This window comes from Pedobacter sp., from assembly GCF_965227205.1.
In the GTDB taxonomy this organism is placed as follows: domain Bacteria; phylum Bacteroidota; class Bacteroidia; order Sphingobacteriales; family Sphingobacteriaceae; genus Pedobacter.
Genome location: NZ_OZ245727.1, coordinates 2025783 through 2043191, shown reverse-complemented (window position 1 = coordinate 2043191; position 17409 = coordinate 2025783). Strand labels below are relative to the sequence as shown.

Below are 17409 nucleotides of genomic sequence, written 5' to 3'. Positions count from 1 at the left end.
TGCCCTTTTTTTAGTTTAATCACAAGCTACCAAAACTTAACGTAGATGAGAGTGATTAATAGTAAAGTAATTACAATCAAAACTAATGTAGATGGTTCAACCTTAAACATCGATTTATCAAGTTCGAAAGCTTTAGGGTTTATTTTCGGACCTAATAAACTTAATCCAACCATTACAATCATGGTAAATAAGAAAGATAAACCCATACAAATTAAGAACGGAATTTCATAAACACCATCTTTATTAATGTAAGCCGTGTACAAGAAATTCTCATGTCCAAACCAGCTTGGTGCATAATTGTTAAATACTACAGAAAGTACAAATCCGGTAACTAGACCTGCAATTGCGGCTGTACCAGTTGTGCGTTTCCAAAACATCCCCAAAATAAACATGGCAAATACACCCGGACTAATAAAGCCTGTGTACTTCTGTATAAAGGTAAAACCACCTTCGCCACCAATACCAAGTAAATCATCCCACGTTAATGCTACCGATAACAATATCGCAAAGAAGATACTTAACCTACCGACAACAACCAGTTTTTTGTCGTCAGCATTTTTGTTAATGTATTTTTTATAGATATCTAACGTCCAGATGGTAGAAATACTATTTGCTTTACCCGCTAAAGAAGCTACAATTGCTGCGGTTAAAGCCGCTAACGATAATCCTTTTAATCCGTTAGGTAAGAAAGTTAATACCGCCGAATAAGCATTGTCGGCAATTACTTTACCATCCGGAGCCATTTCATGTTGTAACGCACCATTTCTGTGTAAAACATAAGCTGCAATACCAGGTAACATTACAATAATTGGCATACCTAATTTCAAGAAACCAGCAAATAAAATACCGGTTCTGGCAGTTTTTAAATCTGCGCCTAATGCTCTCTGAGTGATATATTGATTACAACCCCAATAATTTAAATTCACAATCCATTGGCCAGCAAAATACATTGCAATACCAGGCAAAGCCAAATATTTGTTAACATATTCTTGCGATGAATTAGCCGTTGGTTTATCTAAAATCATTTTAAAATGGTCTGGCGAATCTTTCATCAACATTTTAAAACCTGCAATCGCATCTTTACCTAAGCCAAAGTGGTCACTTACCATGGTTAAAGCAATGTAAGTTGTAACCAAACCTCCGGCGATTAATACAATTACCTGTATTACATCCGTAAAGCCGATTACTTTCATTCCACCAAGCGTAATAATTAATGAAAATGCAGCTAAGCCGACTACAATATATTTGAAATACATTGGATCTACCATGCTACTTATCGCAATAGAACCTAAGTATAAAATTGAAGTTAAGTTTACGAAAATGTACAAAAACAACCAGAAAATGGCCATTATTAAACTCACGGTTTCATTATACCTCGTTTGCAGAAACTGAGGCATGGTGTAAATTTTATTCTTCAGATACACCGGAATAAACCAAACGGCAACAATAATTAAAGCAATTGCCGCCACCCATTCGTATGCCGCTACCGCCATACCTACCTGAAAGCCCTGGCCACTCATGCCAATGAATTGCTCTGCAGAAATGTTCGATGCAATAAGCGATGCCCCAATTGCCCACCATGTTAAAGAACCCTCAGCAAGAAAGAAGTCGTGACTTCCTGATGTAGCTTTGTTTTTCTTACTACTGTATATCCAATAGCCGTATGCCGAAATCAGGATAAAGTAGAAGATAAAAACGGTGTAATCAACCGTCGAAAATCTGTTCATAATTTAGTTTATTTGGTTATTTTATTTATTTATAAAAAACTTCATTCCATTGAAGCTCATTTCTAAATTGGTTTATTTTAGTTTCTGCACCAATATTTACGTACTCTAAACCAGCAATGTTGGCAAAATCGGCCAAATGTTCTGTTGTTAAATTCTGACTGTAAGCCGTGTGGTGCGCTCCACCTGCGTAAATCCAAGCAGCACAACCCGTTTTCATATCAGGAAGTGGTTTCCATAAAACACGTGCAACAGGTAAATTAGGTAAATCATTTTCAGCTTCAACGGCCTTAACTTCGTTTACCAATAAACGGAAACGGTTACCCATATCAATTAACGAAGCATTTAAAGCATCGCCACCGCCAACATTAAAAACTAAACGAGCAGGGTCTGCCTTGCCACCAATACCTAATGGATGAACTTCTAAACTTGCTTTTCCTTTTGCTAAAGAAGCATCAACTTCCAACATGTGCGAACCTAAAACCATAGAGTTTGCAGGGTCGAAATGATAAGTATAATCCTCCATAAATGCATTTCCACCCGGCAAGCCTGCACCCATAACCTTACAAGCACGCACCAAAGCTGCGGTTTTCCAATCGCCCTCACCAGCAAAACCATAACCATCTGCCATTAGTCTTTGAGCCGCGATTCCTGGTAACTGAATCATGCCATGCAAGTCTTCAAATGTATCAGAAAAACCTTTAAAATTTCCATCCTCTAAAAATTTTCTTAAACCTAATTCAATTTTGGCTGCCTCATAAACTGAAGCGTGTCTTGCACCTCCAGCTTTAAGGTCATCGGCTATTTCGTAGGTTTCATTGTATTCTTTTAATAAAGTTTGAATAGAATCTTCGCTTACCGAATTAATAATGGCTACTAAATCGCCAATACCGTAAGTATTTACCGAGAAACCGAATTTCATTTCAGCTTCAACTTTATCGCCATCCGTTACGGCAACATAACGCATATTATCGCCAAAACGAGCAAATTTAGCACCTTGCCAATCGTGCCATCCGGCAGCAGCTCTTGCCCAAACATCAATTTGTTTAGCCACTTCCTCATCTTTCCAATGGCCAACAACAACTTTACGGTCTTTGCGCATTCTGGAAACAATAAACCCAAATTCTCTGTCGCCATGCGCACTTTGGTTAAGGTTCATAAAGTCCATATCAATCGTGTTCCAAGGGATATCACGGTTAAATTGAGTATGCAAATGCAATAATGGTTTTTGCAAAACATTTAAACCTCTAATCCACATTTTTGCAGGCGAAAAAGTATGCATCCAGGTAATTACGCCAATACAGTTTTCATCGATATTTGCTTGCTGCAAAGTTTCGAAAATTTCTTCTGTAGTTTTTACAATCGGCTTGTAAACCACTGTAACCGATATTTCTTTGTTAACACTTAAAGAGTCGGCAACTTCTTGCGCATGTTCTGCAACTTGTTTCAAAGTTTCCTCGCCGTATAAATGTTGCGTTCCTGTAATAAACCAAACTTGTAATTTTTTTAAATCAATCATTGCTGTTATATTATATTTTATGTTTTTTAAGTGGCTTTAATCCACAGATAATTTATTTTTTGAAAATCAGGCTCCGGTTTTCATCGGTTTCTGTAGTCCTGCTTTCCGTTTTACTCAGCCGACGAAAAATCGGCTTTCGTGCTCACTCCAATAGGTTTATTTTACTTGGGTAAACTTTGCTATTTAACCCCAACTACATAACTGTCAGTCTGAGCTTGTCGAAGACTTTTATTTAACGTGCTTCGACAAGCTCAGCATGACAAGAGTTCAATTTCACGATGTTAGCTCTCTAAAATGTTTTTGTTATCGCTTTTATTTTATCGTCATTTCGAGCGAAGCCGAGAAATCTTTTAAATTAGGTACAAAGATTTCTCCACTGCGGTCGAAATGACGATACTCTTATGACCTTTACTCTGCTCTATTTTCATCTTTTTCAACTGGGTTTTATTTTACTTAGGTAAGCCTCATTTTATAAACCCGACAGTAGCGAAAATCCTTTTTGTTAATCCTTCTTCAAGCTCAGGATGACATTGATAAAAAGATTGTAGCAAATGGCGGGGCTGCTTTTTCCTAAGTATTACTGTAATTGCTTTTCAAATTTTTAATCCTTTTTTCGGTTGGTGAGGACACCAACCGATAGCGTAATATTTTACTTTTAAATAACTGTTAGTCTGAGCTTGTCGAAGACCTTATATAACGTGCTTCGACAAGCTCAGCATGACAAAGACTTATATTATTCTTGTCCGTAATATGCATCCGTACCATGTTTTCGGTCGAAATGCTTTTTAATTAGCGAATCTTTAAGTTTAGGCGCCTGTGGATTAATTTGCTGAGTAAGCAAAGCCATTTGTGCAACCGCCTCTAAAACCGCACTATTGTAAACGGCTTTTTCAGCAGTTTTTCCCCAGGTAAATGGAGCGTGATTCCCAACCAAAATCATTTCTACCTCTTTGTGGCTTAAGCCAAGTGTTGCAAAATGATTCAAAATTTGGAAACCGGTTTCGTACTCGTAGTTACCCCTAATCATTTCATCATCCATTGGCGGCGCACATGGAATATCTACTGTTAAATGGTCGGCGTGTGTGGTGCCAAAAATTGGAATTGCCTTTTGCGCCTGTGCCCAAGCCGTTCCGTAGGTAGAATGTGTGTGCACAATGCCGCCGATATCTTCCCAATGCTTGTATAAAACAGCATGGGTTTTTGTATCAGATGATGGGCGTAAACTTCCTTCAACAGTATTACCGTCAAAATCTACAATAACCATCTTCTCGTGCGATAAATCCTCGTAAGGCACGCCACTTGGTTTTATGGCAAAAACACCTTTATTTCTATCAGCTGCGCTAACATTACCAAACGTAAATAGCACCAAACCTAATTTTGGGAGCTGCATGTTTGCAGCGTAAGCCTGCTCTTTTATATCTTGATAGTTGCTCATGATATATATGGTTTTACATCTTTTTTGTTGTATTTTTCAAGGTAGCGGCCCAGACTTAAATATTGCTGGTAATGCTGACGGTACATTTTTTGAGTTTTGATATTGGGTTTGTATTCCTTTTCAAATCCGGTTCCCATTGCTGCCATAGCACTTTCTACATTTGGATATATGCCCGAAACTACAGCAGCAAACATTGCAGCGCCTAAAGCACAAGTATGTTCGAAACGGTGTATGCGAATTGGCATTTCCAGAACATCGGCCATCATTTGCATAATGTAAGGCGATTTTTTAGCAACTCCGCCAATACCGATAATTCCCTTTACCGGAACACCTTCTTCTTTAAACCTATCTACAATGCTTTTAGCACCGAAGCAAGTTGCAGCAGCCAATGCCCTGAAAAATCTAGGTGCATCAGTTCCTAAACCTAAACCTGTTATTGCACCTTTCAATTCTTGGTTTGCATCAGGAGTTCTTCTGCCGTTTAACCAGTCAATGGCTAATTCAGCGTAATCTTCATCTGGTAATTCTGAAGCTTGCTTACTTAATGTTGCAATAATTTTGCCATCTAATTCTTCCTTTAATGCAAGTGCTGTGTTAGCATCAATTAAAGTAGATTCTGAAAGCAAGCCATCAAGTGGCCAGCTAATTAATTTTTTGAACCAGGCGTAAACATCTCCAAAAGCAGATTGTCCGGCTTCTAAACCAGCCATACCCGGAATTACTGAGCCATTAACTTGTCCGCAGATGCCGTTAATTAACTTGCCTTCCATATCTTTATTTGGCGCAACAAGAATATCGCAAGTGCTGGTTCCCATCACTTTACTTAAATAATAAGGCTCGATTTGTCCACCAACAGCACCCATGTGTGCATCGAAAGCGCCAACACCGACTACAACATCACTATTTAAGCCTAGTTTTTCTGCCCATTCTGCACTTAAATTTCCAGCAGAAACATCAGATGTGTAAGTGTCTTCAAAAAGTTTATCTCTGTAACCTTTTAATAAAGGATCTAGGCTTTGAAAGAAATTTTCTGGCGGAAGTCCGTTAAATTCTTCAGCCCATAAAGCTTTATGACCAGCTGCACAACGGCTGCGTTTCATTTCTTTTACATCGGTATTACCGCAAAGTAGAAACGGAATCCAATCGCAATGCTCAACCCAGGAAGCTGTATTGTTTTTAACTTGTTTATCAGTTCTTAAAACGTGTAATAATTTTGCCCAGAACCATTCAGATGAATAAGTTCCGCCAACGTATTTAAGGTAATTTACATCGAATTTCTTTGCGTGATTGTTAATTTCTGCAGCTTCTTTAACCGATGTATGGTCTTTCCATAACACAAACATGGCGTTCGGGTTTTCTGCAAATTCTGCTTTTAAAGCCAGGGGAGTGCCCGTTTCATCAACCGCAACCGGACTAGAACCAGTCGTATCAACCGATATTCCTTTAACAAGTGCAGCAATTGAATCGCCTCCTGCTTTTGAAATACAATCTTTAATGGTGTGGGTTAATCCTTCGATATAATCTAAAGGATGTTGTCTGAATTGGTTAAGTGAAGGTTTACAATATAAACCTTTTTGCCATCGTGGATATAAGAAAACGGAAGATGATATTTCTTTTCCGTTGGTGGTATCTACCAAAACCGAACGGACAGAATCTGTCCCGTAATCCACACCGATTACATAGTTTGCTGTGCTCATAACAATAAATAAATGTCTAATTAACGTTTATTTATTTACAATTAAAAATTTTTAATGTGTTTTTGACGTTTATAAATTTCAACATTGATTTTTGTGGGGTGCTCGAGCTGCTTTTTCGCAGATTAGCTAAAGGGATTGTTTTGAACAAAAAGTTTTTTCTCCCGCAGATTTATACAGATTTTCACGGATTAGCTATAGGGATTGTTTTAATCCAAAAATATTTTTGCCGTAGATTAAAGGGGATAGGGGACTCAGATTTTCGCAGATCAGGAAAAAAATCATTTTAAATCATTTTAAATCTGCGGGAAACATTATGCGATTTGCTACAAAATCTACAACGATTTCCTCAAATTCAAATAAAACGGAACCTGAATTTTTTCATTAATATTATTTAGAATGCAATTAGCCGTTTCTGTGCCTAACATTGCAAAATCTGTAGAAATGGTGGTAATACCATTTAATATGATTCTTTTCAGTGGCGTTTCATTGTAAGAAATCACACCAACATCATTACCAACTTCTAATTTTAGCGATATGATTTTTTCAATAAGGAAAACCAAATCATCTTCCATTAAACTGATGTAAACCTCGCCTTTATTAATTTCTTCATCAATAATCTTATCTACAACTTTATGGTTAAAGGCATATTGCTGGCAAAAACGGTAAAAGCCATCTAAAATCTCTTTCGGGAAATAACTTCCCTTTGGGAAAATAATTTTTAAAGTATTGTATTTAGAAAGGGGAGTGAGTGCCTGTTCTAATGCATTATAAATATCGAGTGCAAAGTTTTCATAAACGGCAGCATAATCTCCAGATATTCCTGGCAGTAGTTTATCTAAAATGACCAACTTTTCTCTTGGGATGGCATTTATTAAATCATGTGCTTTTTCATCGCCCTCATTAAAATGCGGAATAATTACGTAGTGCGTGTATTCATCCTTTTTGTTATTTAGCAAACTTTTAAAAAGTGTAAAATCATTGTTATAAACGTATAAATCAATAGCAGCACTTTCTCCTATCGCTTTGCTAAACGAATCGTAAATGATTTTTTTGTGAGTACTAAGCTTATTAAAAAGTAGGCAAATTTTAAGTTTTCTCGAAAAATCGGTATTAATAACAAAATAGCCTTTACCTGGAATTGACTCGATAACACCCAATTTACGCAGCCTTCTATAACCTTTTTCGGCAGTATCTCTTGATATTTCAAGCGCAAAACTCAGTTCATTAATAGATGGTAAAAGATTGCCTTTTTCTATTTTTCCGATTTCAATAGCATACAAAATTGCATTTACTAATTGCTTATATTTTGGAGTTGCAGAGTATTCATCAACAACAATGTGACTTAACAAATCTTCGGATTTCACAGTTTCGGGCTTATATTTCCCAAATATAGTAAACGCATTTCTTATTTATCTGCAACTGGCATGACAGTACATAACAGTTAAGTTTGAATCAATCGATACTTTCGGAAACCAAATATAAAACCAATACTATGCAAGCAATTTTAGGTGTAATATTCCATTTTATCGGCGGCTTTGCCTCAGGTAGTTTCTATATCCCTTATAAAAAAGTTAAAGGATGGGCCTGGGAAAGTTACTGGATAGTTGGAGGAATTTTTTCATGGTTAATTGTTCCACCTTTGGCAGCATTTTTAACCATTTCTAATTTTACAGATATTATTGCAAGCACCAGCGGAAGCATTTTATTGTTAACTTATTTCTTTGGTATTCTTTGGGGTATTGGAGGTTTAACTTACGGTTTGGGCGTTCGCTACTTAGGCGTATCATTAGGAAGCAGCATTATTCTTGGATTATGCATGGTTCTTGGTTCAATTCTACCTTCAATTTATTTCGATTTCTTCCCGCAGGCTGGTAAAGATACTTTCACCATGTTCATTGAAACAGACTGGGGCAGAATGGTTTTGCTTGGTCTGCTTGTTTGTGTGCTCGGTATTATCATCTGCGGTAAAGCCGGAACAATGAAAGAGAAGGAGATAAAAGCTGATGTAACCGACCCACATGGATTGGAAGTTAAAACAGAATTCAAATTTGGATTAGGCTTATTTGTTGGGATTGTATCTGGCGTTTTAAGCGCTTGTTTCAACTTTGGTATCGAAGCCGGAAAACCTATGGCAGATGCCGCGAATGCAATCTGGAAGGCCGCTAATCCATCAGAAACCGGAAATTTCCTTTTTCAAAACAACGTTACTTATGTGGTTGTACTTTGGGGTGGTTTAACAACCAATTTTATATGGTGCATGGTTTTAAATGCCAGAAATAAAACCTTTGGCGATTATACTAAAGCCAGCACACCATTATTAAAAAATTATATTTTTTCGGCACTTGCCGGAACAACCTGGTTTTTACAGTTTTTCTTTTACGGGATGGGCGAAAGTAAAATGGGTAATGGCGCAAGCTCGTGGATATTGCATATGGCATTTATCATCCTAATCGCTAATGTTTGGGGCTTGATATTAAAAGAATGGAAAGGCGTTTCAAGAAAAACGATGATTACCATTTTAGCAGGAATTTTAACCATTATCATATCCGTTCTAATTGTTGGTTACGGAAATTCAATTAAAGCATAAAATTTAAAAATAAATATATACTACAATGTCAGTAGATACGAAAAATTATAAATACGTTAGTTACTTATGGAACGAGGAAGAAGCCGCAAAACTGGCTGGTGATGAAGTTGCATTACTGATTTATCGTTCAAACTTATTAGGTGCCGATTTACGCTTAACCAATTACGGTGGAGGAAATACTTCTTGCAAGTTATTAGAAAAAGACCCTTTAACGGGTTCTGAAACTGAAGTGATGTGGGTTAAAGGCTCAGGTGGCGATTTAGGAACATTGAAAAAAAGTGGTTTGGCTGCACTTTATGTTGATAGATTAAGAAGTTTAAAAAATATTTACCGTGGTGTAGAGCATGAAGATGAAATGGTCGAATTATTTAACCACTGTATTTTCGATTTAAGTTCGAAAGCACCATCTATTGATACGCCTTTACATGGATTTTTACCATTCGCACACATCGACCACTTACATCCGGATGCTGCGATTGCAATAGCTGCTGCAAAAGATGGCAAGAAAATAACCGAAGAATTATTCGGTGGAACAATTGGTTGGGTGGAGTGGAAAAAACCAGGTTTCGAATTAGGCTTAACATTGAAAAAATGTTTAGATGAAAATCCGGGCATTCGTGGTATTATGTTGGGTTCTCATGGTTTATTTACCTGGGGAAATACAGCTTACGAAAGTTATGTAAATACTTTAGATGTAATTGAAATCTGTTCAGCTTATCTGGAAGAAAACTACGGTAAAAAAGCCCCTGTTTTCGGCGGACAAAAAATAGAAAGTGCTGAAGCAGATAAACGCAAAAAACAAGCAGCTACTTTAGCGCCTGTTTTACGTGGGTTATGTTCTTCAAAACAACACATGATTGGTCATTTTACTGATGATGCTCGTGTTTTAGAATTTATCAATTCTAATGATTTGGCTCGTTTAGCGCCAATGGGAACAAGTTGTCCAGACCACTTTTTAAGAACAAAAATCAGTCCTTTGGTTTTAACTTTAACTGCTGATGCAGATTTATCGGATACCAAAGCTTTAAAAGAAACATTAGAACCTGCATTTGAGGCTTACCGTAAAATGTACACAGAATATTACGAAAATTGTAAGCACTCAAACAGCCCTGCAATTCGTGATACCAATCCGGTTGTAATTTTATATCCAGGAATCGGAATGTTTACTTTTTCGAAAGATAAACAAACAGCCAGAGTTGCGGCAGAGTTTTATATCAATGCAATTAATGTAATGAAAGGTGCAGAAGCCGTTTCTGAATATACTTCATTACCACATCAGGAAGCTTTTAACATCGAATACTGGTTACTTGAAGAAGCAAAACTTCAGCGTATGCCAAAGCCAAAACCTTTAACAGGGAAAATTGCCTTAATTACAGGTAGCGCAGGTGGTATTGGTAAAGCCATCGCAAAGAAATTTGTTGCTGAAGGCGGTGTTGTTATTCTAAATGACATGAATGCTGAGCGTTTAGAAGCTGCCGGCGAAGAGTTTAAAGCTCAGTTCGGTAAAGATTCTTACGCTACGGCAATATTAAATGTAACCAGCGAAGCTGATATAAAAGCTGCTTTCGATGCAGCAGCATTGGCTTTTGGCGGTGTAGATATTATTGTAAATAACGCAGGTTTATCAATTTCAAAAACCATTGGCGACCATACCGAACAAGATTGGGATTTGTTATATGATGTTTTGGTGAAAGGTCAGTTTTTTATTACCCAAGTTGCTACAAGCACTATGCAGAAACAATCTATCGGCGGTGATATTATTAACATCGTTAGTAAAAATGCTTTGGTTAGCGGACCAAATAATGCTGGTTACGGAAGTGCTAAAGCGGCACAACTTCATTTAAGCAGATTAAATGCGGCAGAGTTAGGCGCAGATAACATTCGTGTAAATGTGGTAAATCCTGACGCAGTAATTAGCGATAGTAACATCTGGGCAGGCGGTTGGGCTGAAGGTCGTGCAAAAGCTTACGGCGTTACAGTTGCAGAATTACCGGCTTATTATGCAAAACGTACCTTGTTAAACCAGATTATCTTGCCAGATGATATTGCAAACGCATGTTTCGCTTTTGTTGGCGGTTTGCTTCAAAAATCTACAGGAAACGTTTTAAATGTAGATGGCGGTGTGGCAATGGCATTTGTGAGATAGATTTTCATCGTGTTCTGAAAATACTCAGTTCACTGCATGTTTTGGTCTGTGTCTTCACAGACCAAAACATGGAAAATATAATCGGTTTGTGTACTCACCGACTGATAAAGTTCTTTAAATTTAGTTTTAGTAAGTTGTTTCAAGCGCCCGTAGCTCATTGCGGGCCGAAATAACTTTTAAAATGATTAATTTTCACCTTGGGTGAAATAAATAATTGATTACCTAAACTTCAGTTTCTTAAAAACTGATAACAGCATATACTCATGAATATCGAGCAGAACCAAATAGAAAAACACAACGACAGTCTTTTAACTTCGCATCAGCGTAAGCTTAATTTTTTAAAAGAAGAGTGGTCGCATGTTGATTTAGAAAGCGTAATTCAAAAATTAGTTGATTTCCAGATTGCAATTCCAAGTTGGGCATTAGGTACCGGCGGAACACGTTTCGGACGTTTTGCAATTACCGGTGGCGAACCTAGGACTATAGAAGAAAAGATTGAAGATGTAGGTATGTTACATGCCTTAAACGGTGCAAGTGGCGCAATATCTTTACACATTCCATGGGATATTCCTCAAAATGCAGAAGAATTGAAAAGCCTTGCAAGTAGCTATGGCTTAACTTTCGATGCCATGAATTCAAATACTTTCCAAGACCAAGCAGGGTCGGCACACAGTTATAAATTCGGTTCGCTTCAAAATGTAAATAAAGCTGTTCGCAAACAAGCTATTGAACATAATATTGAGGTTATTAAACAAGGCGTGGCTTTAGGCTCTAACGCTTTAACGGTTTGGCTTGCAGATGGTTCTTGTTTTCCTGGTCAGCTGAATTTCCGTAAAGCTTTTGAAAATACTTTAGAAAGTTTACAGGAAATTTATTCGGCTTTGCCAGAAGATTGGAAAATGTTTGTAGAGTATAAAGCTTTCGAACCTAATTTTTATTCAACTACGGTTGGCGATTGGGGTCAATCGTTACTTTACGCGAGCAAATTGGGCAAAAAAGCCTATACGCTGGTAGATTTAGGTCACCATTTGCCAAATGCAAACATCGAACAAATTGTTTCTTTACTTTTAATGGAAGGAAAATTAGGTGGTTTCCACTTCAACGATTCTAAATACGGTGATGATGATTTGACGGCTGGAAGTATTAAGCCTTATCAGTTATTTTTAATTTTCAATGAATTGGTAGAAGGTATGGATGCAAAAGGAATGAATCATGCAAAAGATTTAGGTTGGATGATTGATGCTTCTCACAATGTGAAAGACCCTTTAGAAGATTTACTTCAATCTGTTGAAGCCATTACTATTGCCTATGCACAAGCTTTACTTGTAGATAGAAAAGGATTAAACGTAGCTCAAGATAATAATGATGTAGCTGCTGCGCAGGAAATTCTTCAACATACTTTCCGTAGCGATTTAAGAGCTTTAGTTGCTGAAGCAAGATTAAGGGCAAATGCAGCTTTATCGCCAATTGGTTTATACCGCGACCTTAAAGTGAGAGAAAATTTAGTGAAATATCGTGGTTTAGGAACTGTTGCTACAGGATTATAAGGGGAGAATATAAAATGCCAAAAACCGTTGCAGCCATATTTGATGTAGGTAAAACGAATAAAAAATTGTTTCTTATTGATGAAAATTACAACATCGTTTACGAGCGTTCGGCTCGTTTTGTAGAAACTAAGGATGAAGATGGCGAGGTTTGCGAAAATCTGGAAAGCCTGCGTTCGTCTGTTTTCGATTCGCTTAATCAGGTAATGCAATTAAAAGAGTACGATATAAAAGCCATAAACTTTTCATCATACGGTGCAAGCTTTGTTTACCTTGATGAAAATGGAGTGCCTTTAACACCACTTTACAATTATTTAAAAGAATACCCTGAAGCTTTAAAACAGGAATTTTATACAAAATATGGTGGCGAAGCAAAGATTTCCTTAGAAACAGCTTCGCCGATTTTAGGTAGCCTTAATTCGGGGATGCAATTGTATCGCCTAAAAAAAGAAAAGCCGGAAGTATTTGCTAAAATAAAGTACGCCCTACATTTACCACAATATTTAAGTTACCTGATTACAGATAGAGCTGTTGCTGATATTACCAGTATTGGCTGCCATACACAGTTGTGGGATTTTGGCAAAAACGAATACCATAAATGGGTTGCTGAAGAAGGTTTGGAAGAAAAATTTGGAACATTTACACCTGCAGATTCTGTAATCGATACTCAATTTGAAAATCGTGATTTTCAAGTCGGCGTAGGTTTGCACGATAGTTCAGCCGCGTTAATTCCATATCTTGCAAATTTCTCCGTTCCCTTCGTTTTACTTTCTACCGGAACCTGGTGTATTAGTTTAAATCCTTTTAACCAGGAAGTATTAACAGAGGATGAATTAAAGCAAGATTGCCTTTGCTACATGCACTTTAAAGGTAAGGCGGTAAAAGCATCACGTATTTTTGCAGGTTACGAACACGAAGTACAACTAAAAAGGATTGCCGAGCATTTTGATAGAGCAGCTTATTTATTCAAGCATTTACAATTTAACCCAGGCATGATTTTAAAACTGGCAAACAAAGTTCCCGAAAATCAATTTCCACAAGATGGTTTCTCTGAAAAATCCGCTTTTTCTGAAAGAGATTTGAATGTCTTTCAAACTGCAGAGGAAGCTTATCACCAATTAATTTTTGATTTGGTTAAACAGCAGCTTTATTCTTTAAAACTGGTACTTAATTCAGGCGTAAAAAGAATTTTTGTTGATGGTGGATTCGGAAAAAATGCAATTTATATGCACTTGCTGGCTACCTCAATTCCAGATATTGAAGTATATGCATCTTCTGTTTCTCAGGCAACTGCAATAGGAACGGCATTAGCTATTCACGATTCATGGAACCCAAATCCGCCACCAAGCGATATCATTAATTTAAAATATTATTCTGCAATACAACGCAGTATGCAATTCTAAAATACAATTACAAATGAGCTGGAAATATAATGCTGATTATCCATCTATTGATGATTTAAGGAACAAAGCAAAGTCAAAAATACCAAGATTTGCTTTCGAATATCTTGATGGCGGCTGTAATGAAGATGTTAATCTATTCCGCAATACTGATGATATCAGGGCTTTAGAACTTTTACCTTTTTACATTAGAGATTTTAAAGAAGCATCACTAAAAACAAACCTTTTCGGGCACACTTACGATGCTCCATTCGGTATCGCACCTGTGGGTTTGCAAGGTCTAATCTGGCCAAATGCACCCGAAATATTAGCTAAAGCGGCATTTGAACATAATGTTCCTTTCATTTTGAGTACGGTTAGTACTTCATCAATCGAAAGGATAATGGAAATTACCGAGGGGAATGCCTGGTATCAATTGTATCATCCGGCAGAAGAATTAATAAAGGATGATATTATAAACAGAGCAGAAGCTTCTGGTTGTAAAGTTTTGGTTATTCTTTGCGATGTACCAAGTTTTGGTTTCAGACCAAGAGATATTCGCAATGGTTTGGCTATGCCGCCGAAAATGTCACTAAGAAATATGTTGCAAATTGTTGGTAGACCAGAATGGGCATTGAGAACACTATTTCACGGGCAACCGGCTTTTGAAACGATGAAGCCTTATATGCCGAAAGGTTTAAATATGAAGCAGCTTGGTTTGTATATGAACCGTACCTTTTCAGGTAGATTGAATACAGATAGAATTGCATCTATCAGAGATAAATGGAAGGGTAAACTCGTATTAAAAGGCGTAGCAACAGAAGAAGATGCACAATTGGCAGTACAGTTAGGTTTGGATGGAATTATTGTTTCTAATCATGGTGGAAGGCAATTAGATGCCGGGCAATCAGCCATTAAACCTTTAATTCAAATTGCACCAAAATTTAAGGATAATTTAACGGTAATGATGGATAGTGGCGTTCGTTCAGGTCCGGATATTGCCCGTAGTATTGCTGCAGGAGCAGATTTTACATTTTTGGGTAGAAGTTTTATGTATGGAGTTGGCGCTTTAGGTAACGAAGGTGGTAACCACACAATTGGTATGCTTAAAACGCAGCTAAAACAAGTAATGGATCAGGTTGGTTGTGAGCATGTTGAAGATTTATCTCAACATTTATCATAGCGTTTTAAGGTTTATAGATATCTGATTAGATGCCTGTTCGTAAAAGAGCAGGCATCTTTTTTTGTTAAGCATAAACAAATCTAATTCTCTAACAATTTCGTTAATTTACTGTTGAAAAGGAAAAGCTTCAATATGCTTAAGAAACTGTTATTAATAATGCTCTTATTTCAAACTATACTCTCTTCAGCTCAGGTAAAAACGGCTAAAAACATTAATTACGCAGGTAATGCCGAAGAAAAAAATACACTTAACATCTTCTATAAAAATGATAGCATAAAGAATAAGCCGGTTATCGTTTTTATTCATGGTGGTTCCTGGAGCAGTGGAAAAAAAGAAACATATTGGTGGTTGGGCAGAAACTTTGCCAGAAAGGGAGTTGTAACTGTAATTATAAATTACCCGTTAGCGCCAACTGCTCAGTACGAAAAAATGGCAGGCGATTGTGCTTTGGCTGTTAAGTGGGTTCAAGAAAACATTAAAAACTATCAGGCCAGTGGCGATAAAATTTTCGTGATGGGGCATTCTGCTGGTGCACATTTGGGAGAATTAATTAATGCAGACCCAAAATATTTTAAACAAGCTGGAATCAAAAACCCAATAAAAGGGATGATTCTAAACGACCCTTTTGGTTTAGATATTTTTGAATATTTAACATCGGCAGAAAAAGACCATTACTACTATGATTTTTTAAGAACTTTTACAGATAAGCCTGCGGTTTGGAAACTGGCATCGCCATTGGATTATGTAAATAATATCAAAAATCCGCATTTACTTTTTTATGGTTCTAAAACTTATGGCGCAATTAAGATACAAACACCGAGGTTATACGAGAAATTAATGGCCAATAAGGTAGCTGTAGAAATTAAAGAAGTTAAAGGAAAAAGTCATGTGCCGATGATAAGTCAGATGATATTTGGAGGTAATGACTTGTATAAGGATATTGTGGATTTTGTGTTAAAAGTTTCTTTCTAGCTTAATTTTGTGCTTTTCGTCATTGCGAAATCGATTTTTCATCGATTGAAGCAATCTCATTAGAAATATTATTTTTCAATGGAGATTGCTTCGTACCTCGCAATGACGACCGCTCTAATATGTCTCTCACTGATATTTCTGTAAAAATTAATCCACAGGTTTTGATTATTAAATTAAAATTGAATAGTGAAAGCTTAATTAAAAACCAAAGCATTCTCTTTCCAGACACTAATTCTTACCTACATTATCTGTCTTGTCAAATAAGCTATAATCCATCACCATCTTGCCTTGTTCATTATGGTAATGCATAATTTTGAACTTTGCATTCCACTCAATATCTTCATCCTGATAGCTTGTGCGGGTATGAATAGTTTGTGCAAAAGTATCATCAAAAGCCGTTAAGATTACAAAAATTTCTACTTCCGCCAGAGTCAACTCTGCAAGGCTTTTTTCAAAAATCGGACTATCTTCATTAATCGGATGAACCAATGTCCAGTTTAAAGAAAGCATACTAATTTTACTTCGCTCCAATTCCAGGGGATAAAAACTTCGCTTTAATTTGCCATCAACGGTTTCGTTAAAGGTCATATACATTTGTGCTTCTACATCGATTAGCGAATTTTTACGCAAATTAACCAACCGACACATTAAACCTGTATGGTTTTGATATGGAGCAACAACCATCTTCTTGCTAAACGAAACTTTAGATGTTGGTCTACTGAAACGGCCATAAAGCAAACCTGTAGCCAAAGCGAAAGCCAATAAACCCAACATACTTTCAAAGGCAGCTAATACGCTCGTTATAAAACCTTGCGGTGAAATATGGCCATAACCAACAGTTGATATGGTTTGTGCAGAAAAAAAGAAGGCATCAAAAAATTGGTCGCGAAGGGTTGTGCCGTTAGCGCCATTCAGGTTTTCGATACCAATAATATTATAGGCAACAGCAAAAATGGTGTTTACGATGAGGTATGCAGTTAAAATTACCATGAAAAATCTGGTCCAACTCATGGTAACCAGGCGAGTATAGGTATCATCAAACTTAAACCAGGGTAGGCCTGTACGTTCAATATTTGGTGTGCCATCGGTATTTAATACGCGTTGATTTTTGATAACGGGAACTGAGCCGAAACCTAAATCATCATTAAACTGAACTTTTCTCTTGAAAAAAGCCATATATTTTAGAAAGATTTTGGAATTATAAAAAAGTATATCAATATTTG

Annotated in this window: 12 protein-coding genes; 6 read left to right on the top strand and 6 right to left on the bottom strand. The window is 36.9% G+C overall.

Going from position 1 to position 17409, the window contains the following annotated elements; translation table 11 throughout:
- Nucleotides 1-26: 26 nt before the first annotated feature.
- From ACO05K_RS08745 to ACO05K_RS08725, 5 genes are all read right to left on the bottom strand, one after another.
- The gene (locus ACO05K_RS08745; protein WP_421944060.1) at nucleotides 27-1727 is read right to left on the bottom strand and encodes a sodium:solute symporter family transporter; all 1701 of its coding nucleotides are present in this window, start codon (nucleotides 1725-1727) and stop codon (nucleotides 27-29) included.
- A 25-nt stretch (nucleotides 1728-1752) separates the two neighbouring features.
- Entirely contained in the window at nucleotides 1753-3243 is a 1491-nt protein-coding gene (araA, locus tag ACO05K_RS08740; protein ID WP_421944059.1) for an L-arabinose isomerase, read from the bottom strand.
- 733 nt (nucleotides 3244-3976) lie between these two features.
- Nucleotides 3977-4678, bottom strand: a complete 702-nt coding sequence (locus ACO05K_RS08735) for an L-ribulose-5-phosphate 4-epimerase (RefSeq protein WP_421944058.1) — start codon at nucleotides 4676-4678, stop codon at nucleotides 3977-3979.
- Nucleotides 4675-6375 (bottom strand): ribulokinase, encoded by a 1701-nt coding sequence (locus ACO05K_RS08730; RefSeq protein WP_421944057.1) that lies wholly within the window; start codon nucleotides 6373-6375, stop codon nucleotides 4675-4677. The genes ACO05K_RS08735 and ACO05K_RS08730 overlap by 4 nt, the downstream gene beginning before the upstream one ends.
- Nucleotides 6376-6707: 332 nt before the next feature.
- A complete protein-coding gene (locus tag ACO05K_RS08725; protein ID WP_421944056.1) occupies nucleotides 6708-7739 on the bottom strand; it encodes a GntR family transcriptional regulator in 1032 nt (343 codons plus the stop codon).
- Nucleotides 7740-7867: 128 nt separating this feature from the next.
- Between ACO05K_RS08725 and rhaT the strand changes: the two genes are divergently transcribed.
- From rhaT to ACO05K_RS08695, 6 genes are all read left to right on the top strand, one after another.
- Nucleotides 7868-8962, top strand: a complete 1095-nt coding sequence (gene rhaT / locus ACO05K_RS08720; protein ID WP_421944055.1) for an L-rhamnose/proton symporter RhaT — start codon at nucleotides 7868-7870, stop codon at nucleotides 8960-8962.
- A gap of 25 nt (nucleotides 8963-8987) precedes the next feature.
- Nucleotides 8988-11108 (top strand): bifunctional aldolase/short-chain dehydrogenase, encoded by a 2121-nt coding sequence (locus ACO05K_RS08715; RefSeq protein ID WP_421944054.1) that lies wholly within the window; start codon nucleotides 8988-8990, stop codon nucleotides 11106-11108.
- 263 nt (nucleotides 11109-11371) lie between these two features.
- Nucleotides 11372-12655 carry a sugar isomerase gene (locus tag ACO05K_RS08710; protein ID WP_421944053.1) on the top strand — a complete coding sequence of 428 codons (1284 nt, stop codon included), beginning with the start codon at nucleotides 11372-11374 and terminating at the stop codon, nucleotides 12653-12655.
- Nucleotides 12656-12669: 14 nt separating this feature from the next.
- Nucleotides 12670-14055, top strand: coding sequence for an FGGY-family carbohydrate kinase (locus tag ACO05K_RS08705; protein ID WP_421944052.1), 1386 nt, complete (start codon nucleotides 12670-12672; stop codon nucleotides 14053-14055).
- A gap of 13 nt (nucleotides 14056-14068) precedes the next feature.
- Complete coding sequence (locus tag ACO05K_RS08700; protein ID WP_421944051.1) at nucleotides 14069-15214, top strand: alpha-hydroxy acid oxidase; 1146 nt, start codon at nucleotides 14069-14071, stop codon at nucleotides 15212-15214.
- A gap of 132 nt (nucleotides 15215-15346) precedes the next feature.
- The gene (locus tag ACO05K_RS08695) at nucleotides 15347-16186 is read left to right on the top strand and encodes an alpha/beta hydrolase (protein WP_421944050.1); all 840 of its coding nucleotides are present in this window, start codon (nucleotides 15347-15349) and stop codon (nucleotides 16184-16186) included.
- A 228-nt stretch (nucleotides 16187-16414) separates the two neighbouring features.
- Here the strand turns inward: ACO05K_RS08695 and ACO05K_RS08690 are convergent, their stop codons facing one another.
- Complete coding sequence (locus tag ACO05K_RS08690; RefSeq protein ID WP_421944049.1) at nucleotides 16415-17362, bottom strand: ion channel; 948 nt, start codon at nucleotides 17360-17362, stop codon at nucleotides 16415-16417.
- Nucleotides 17363-17409 lie beyond the last annotated feature (47 nt).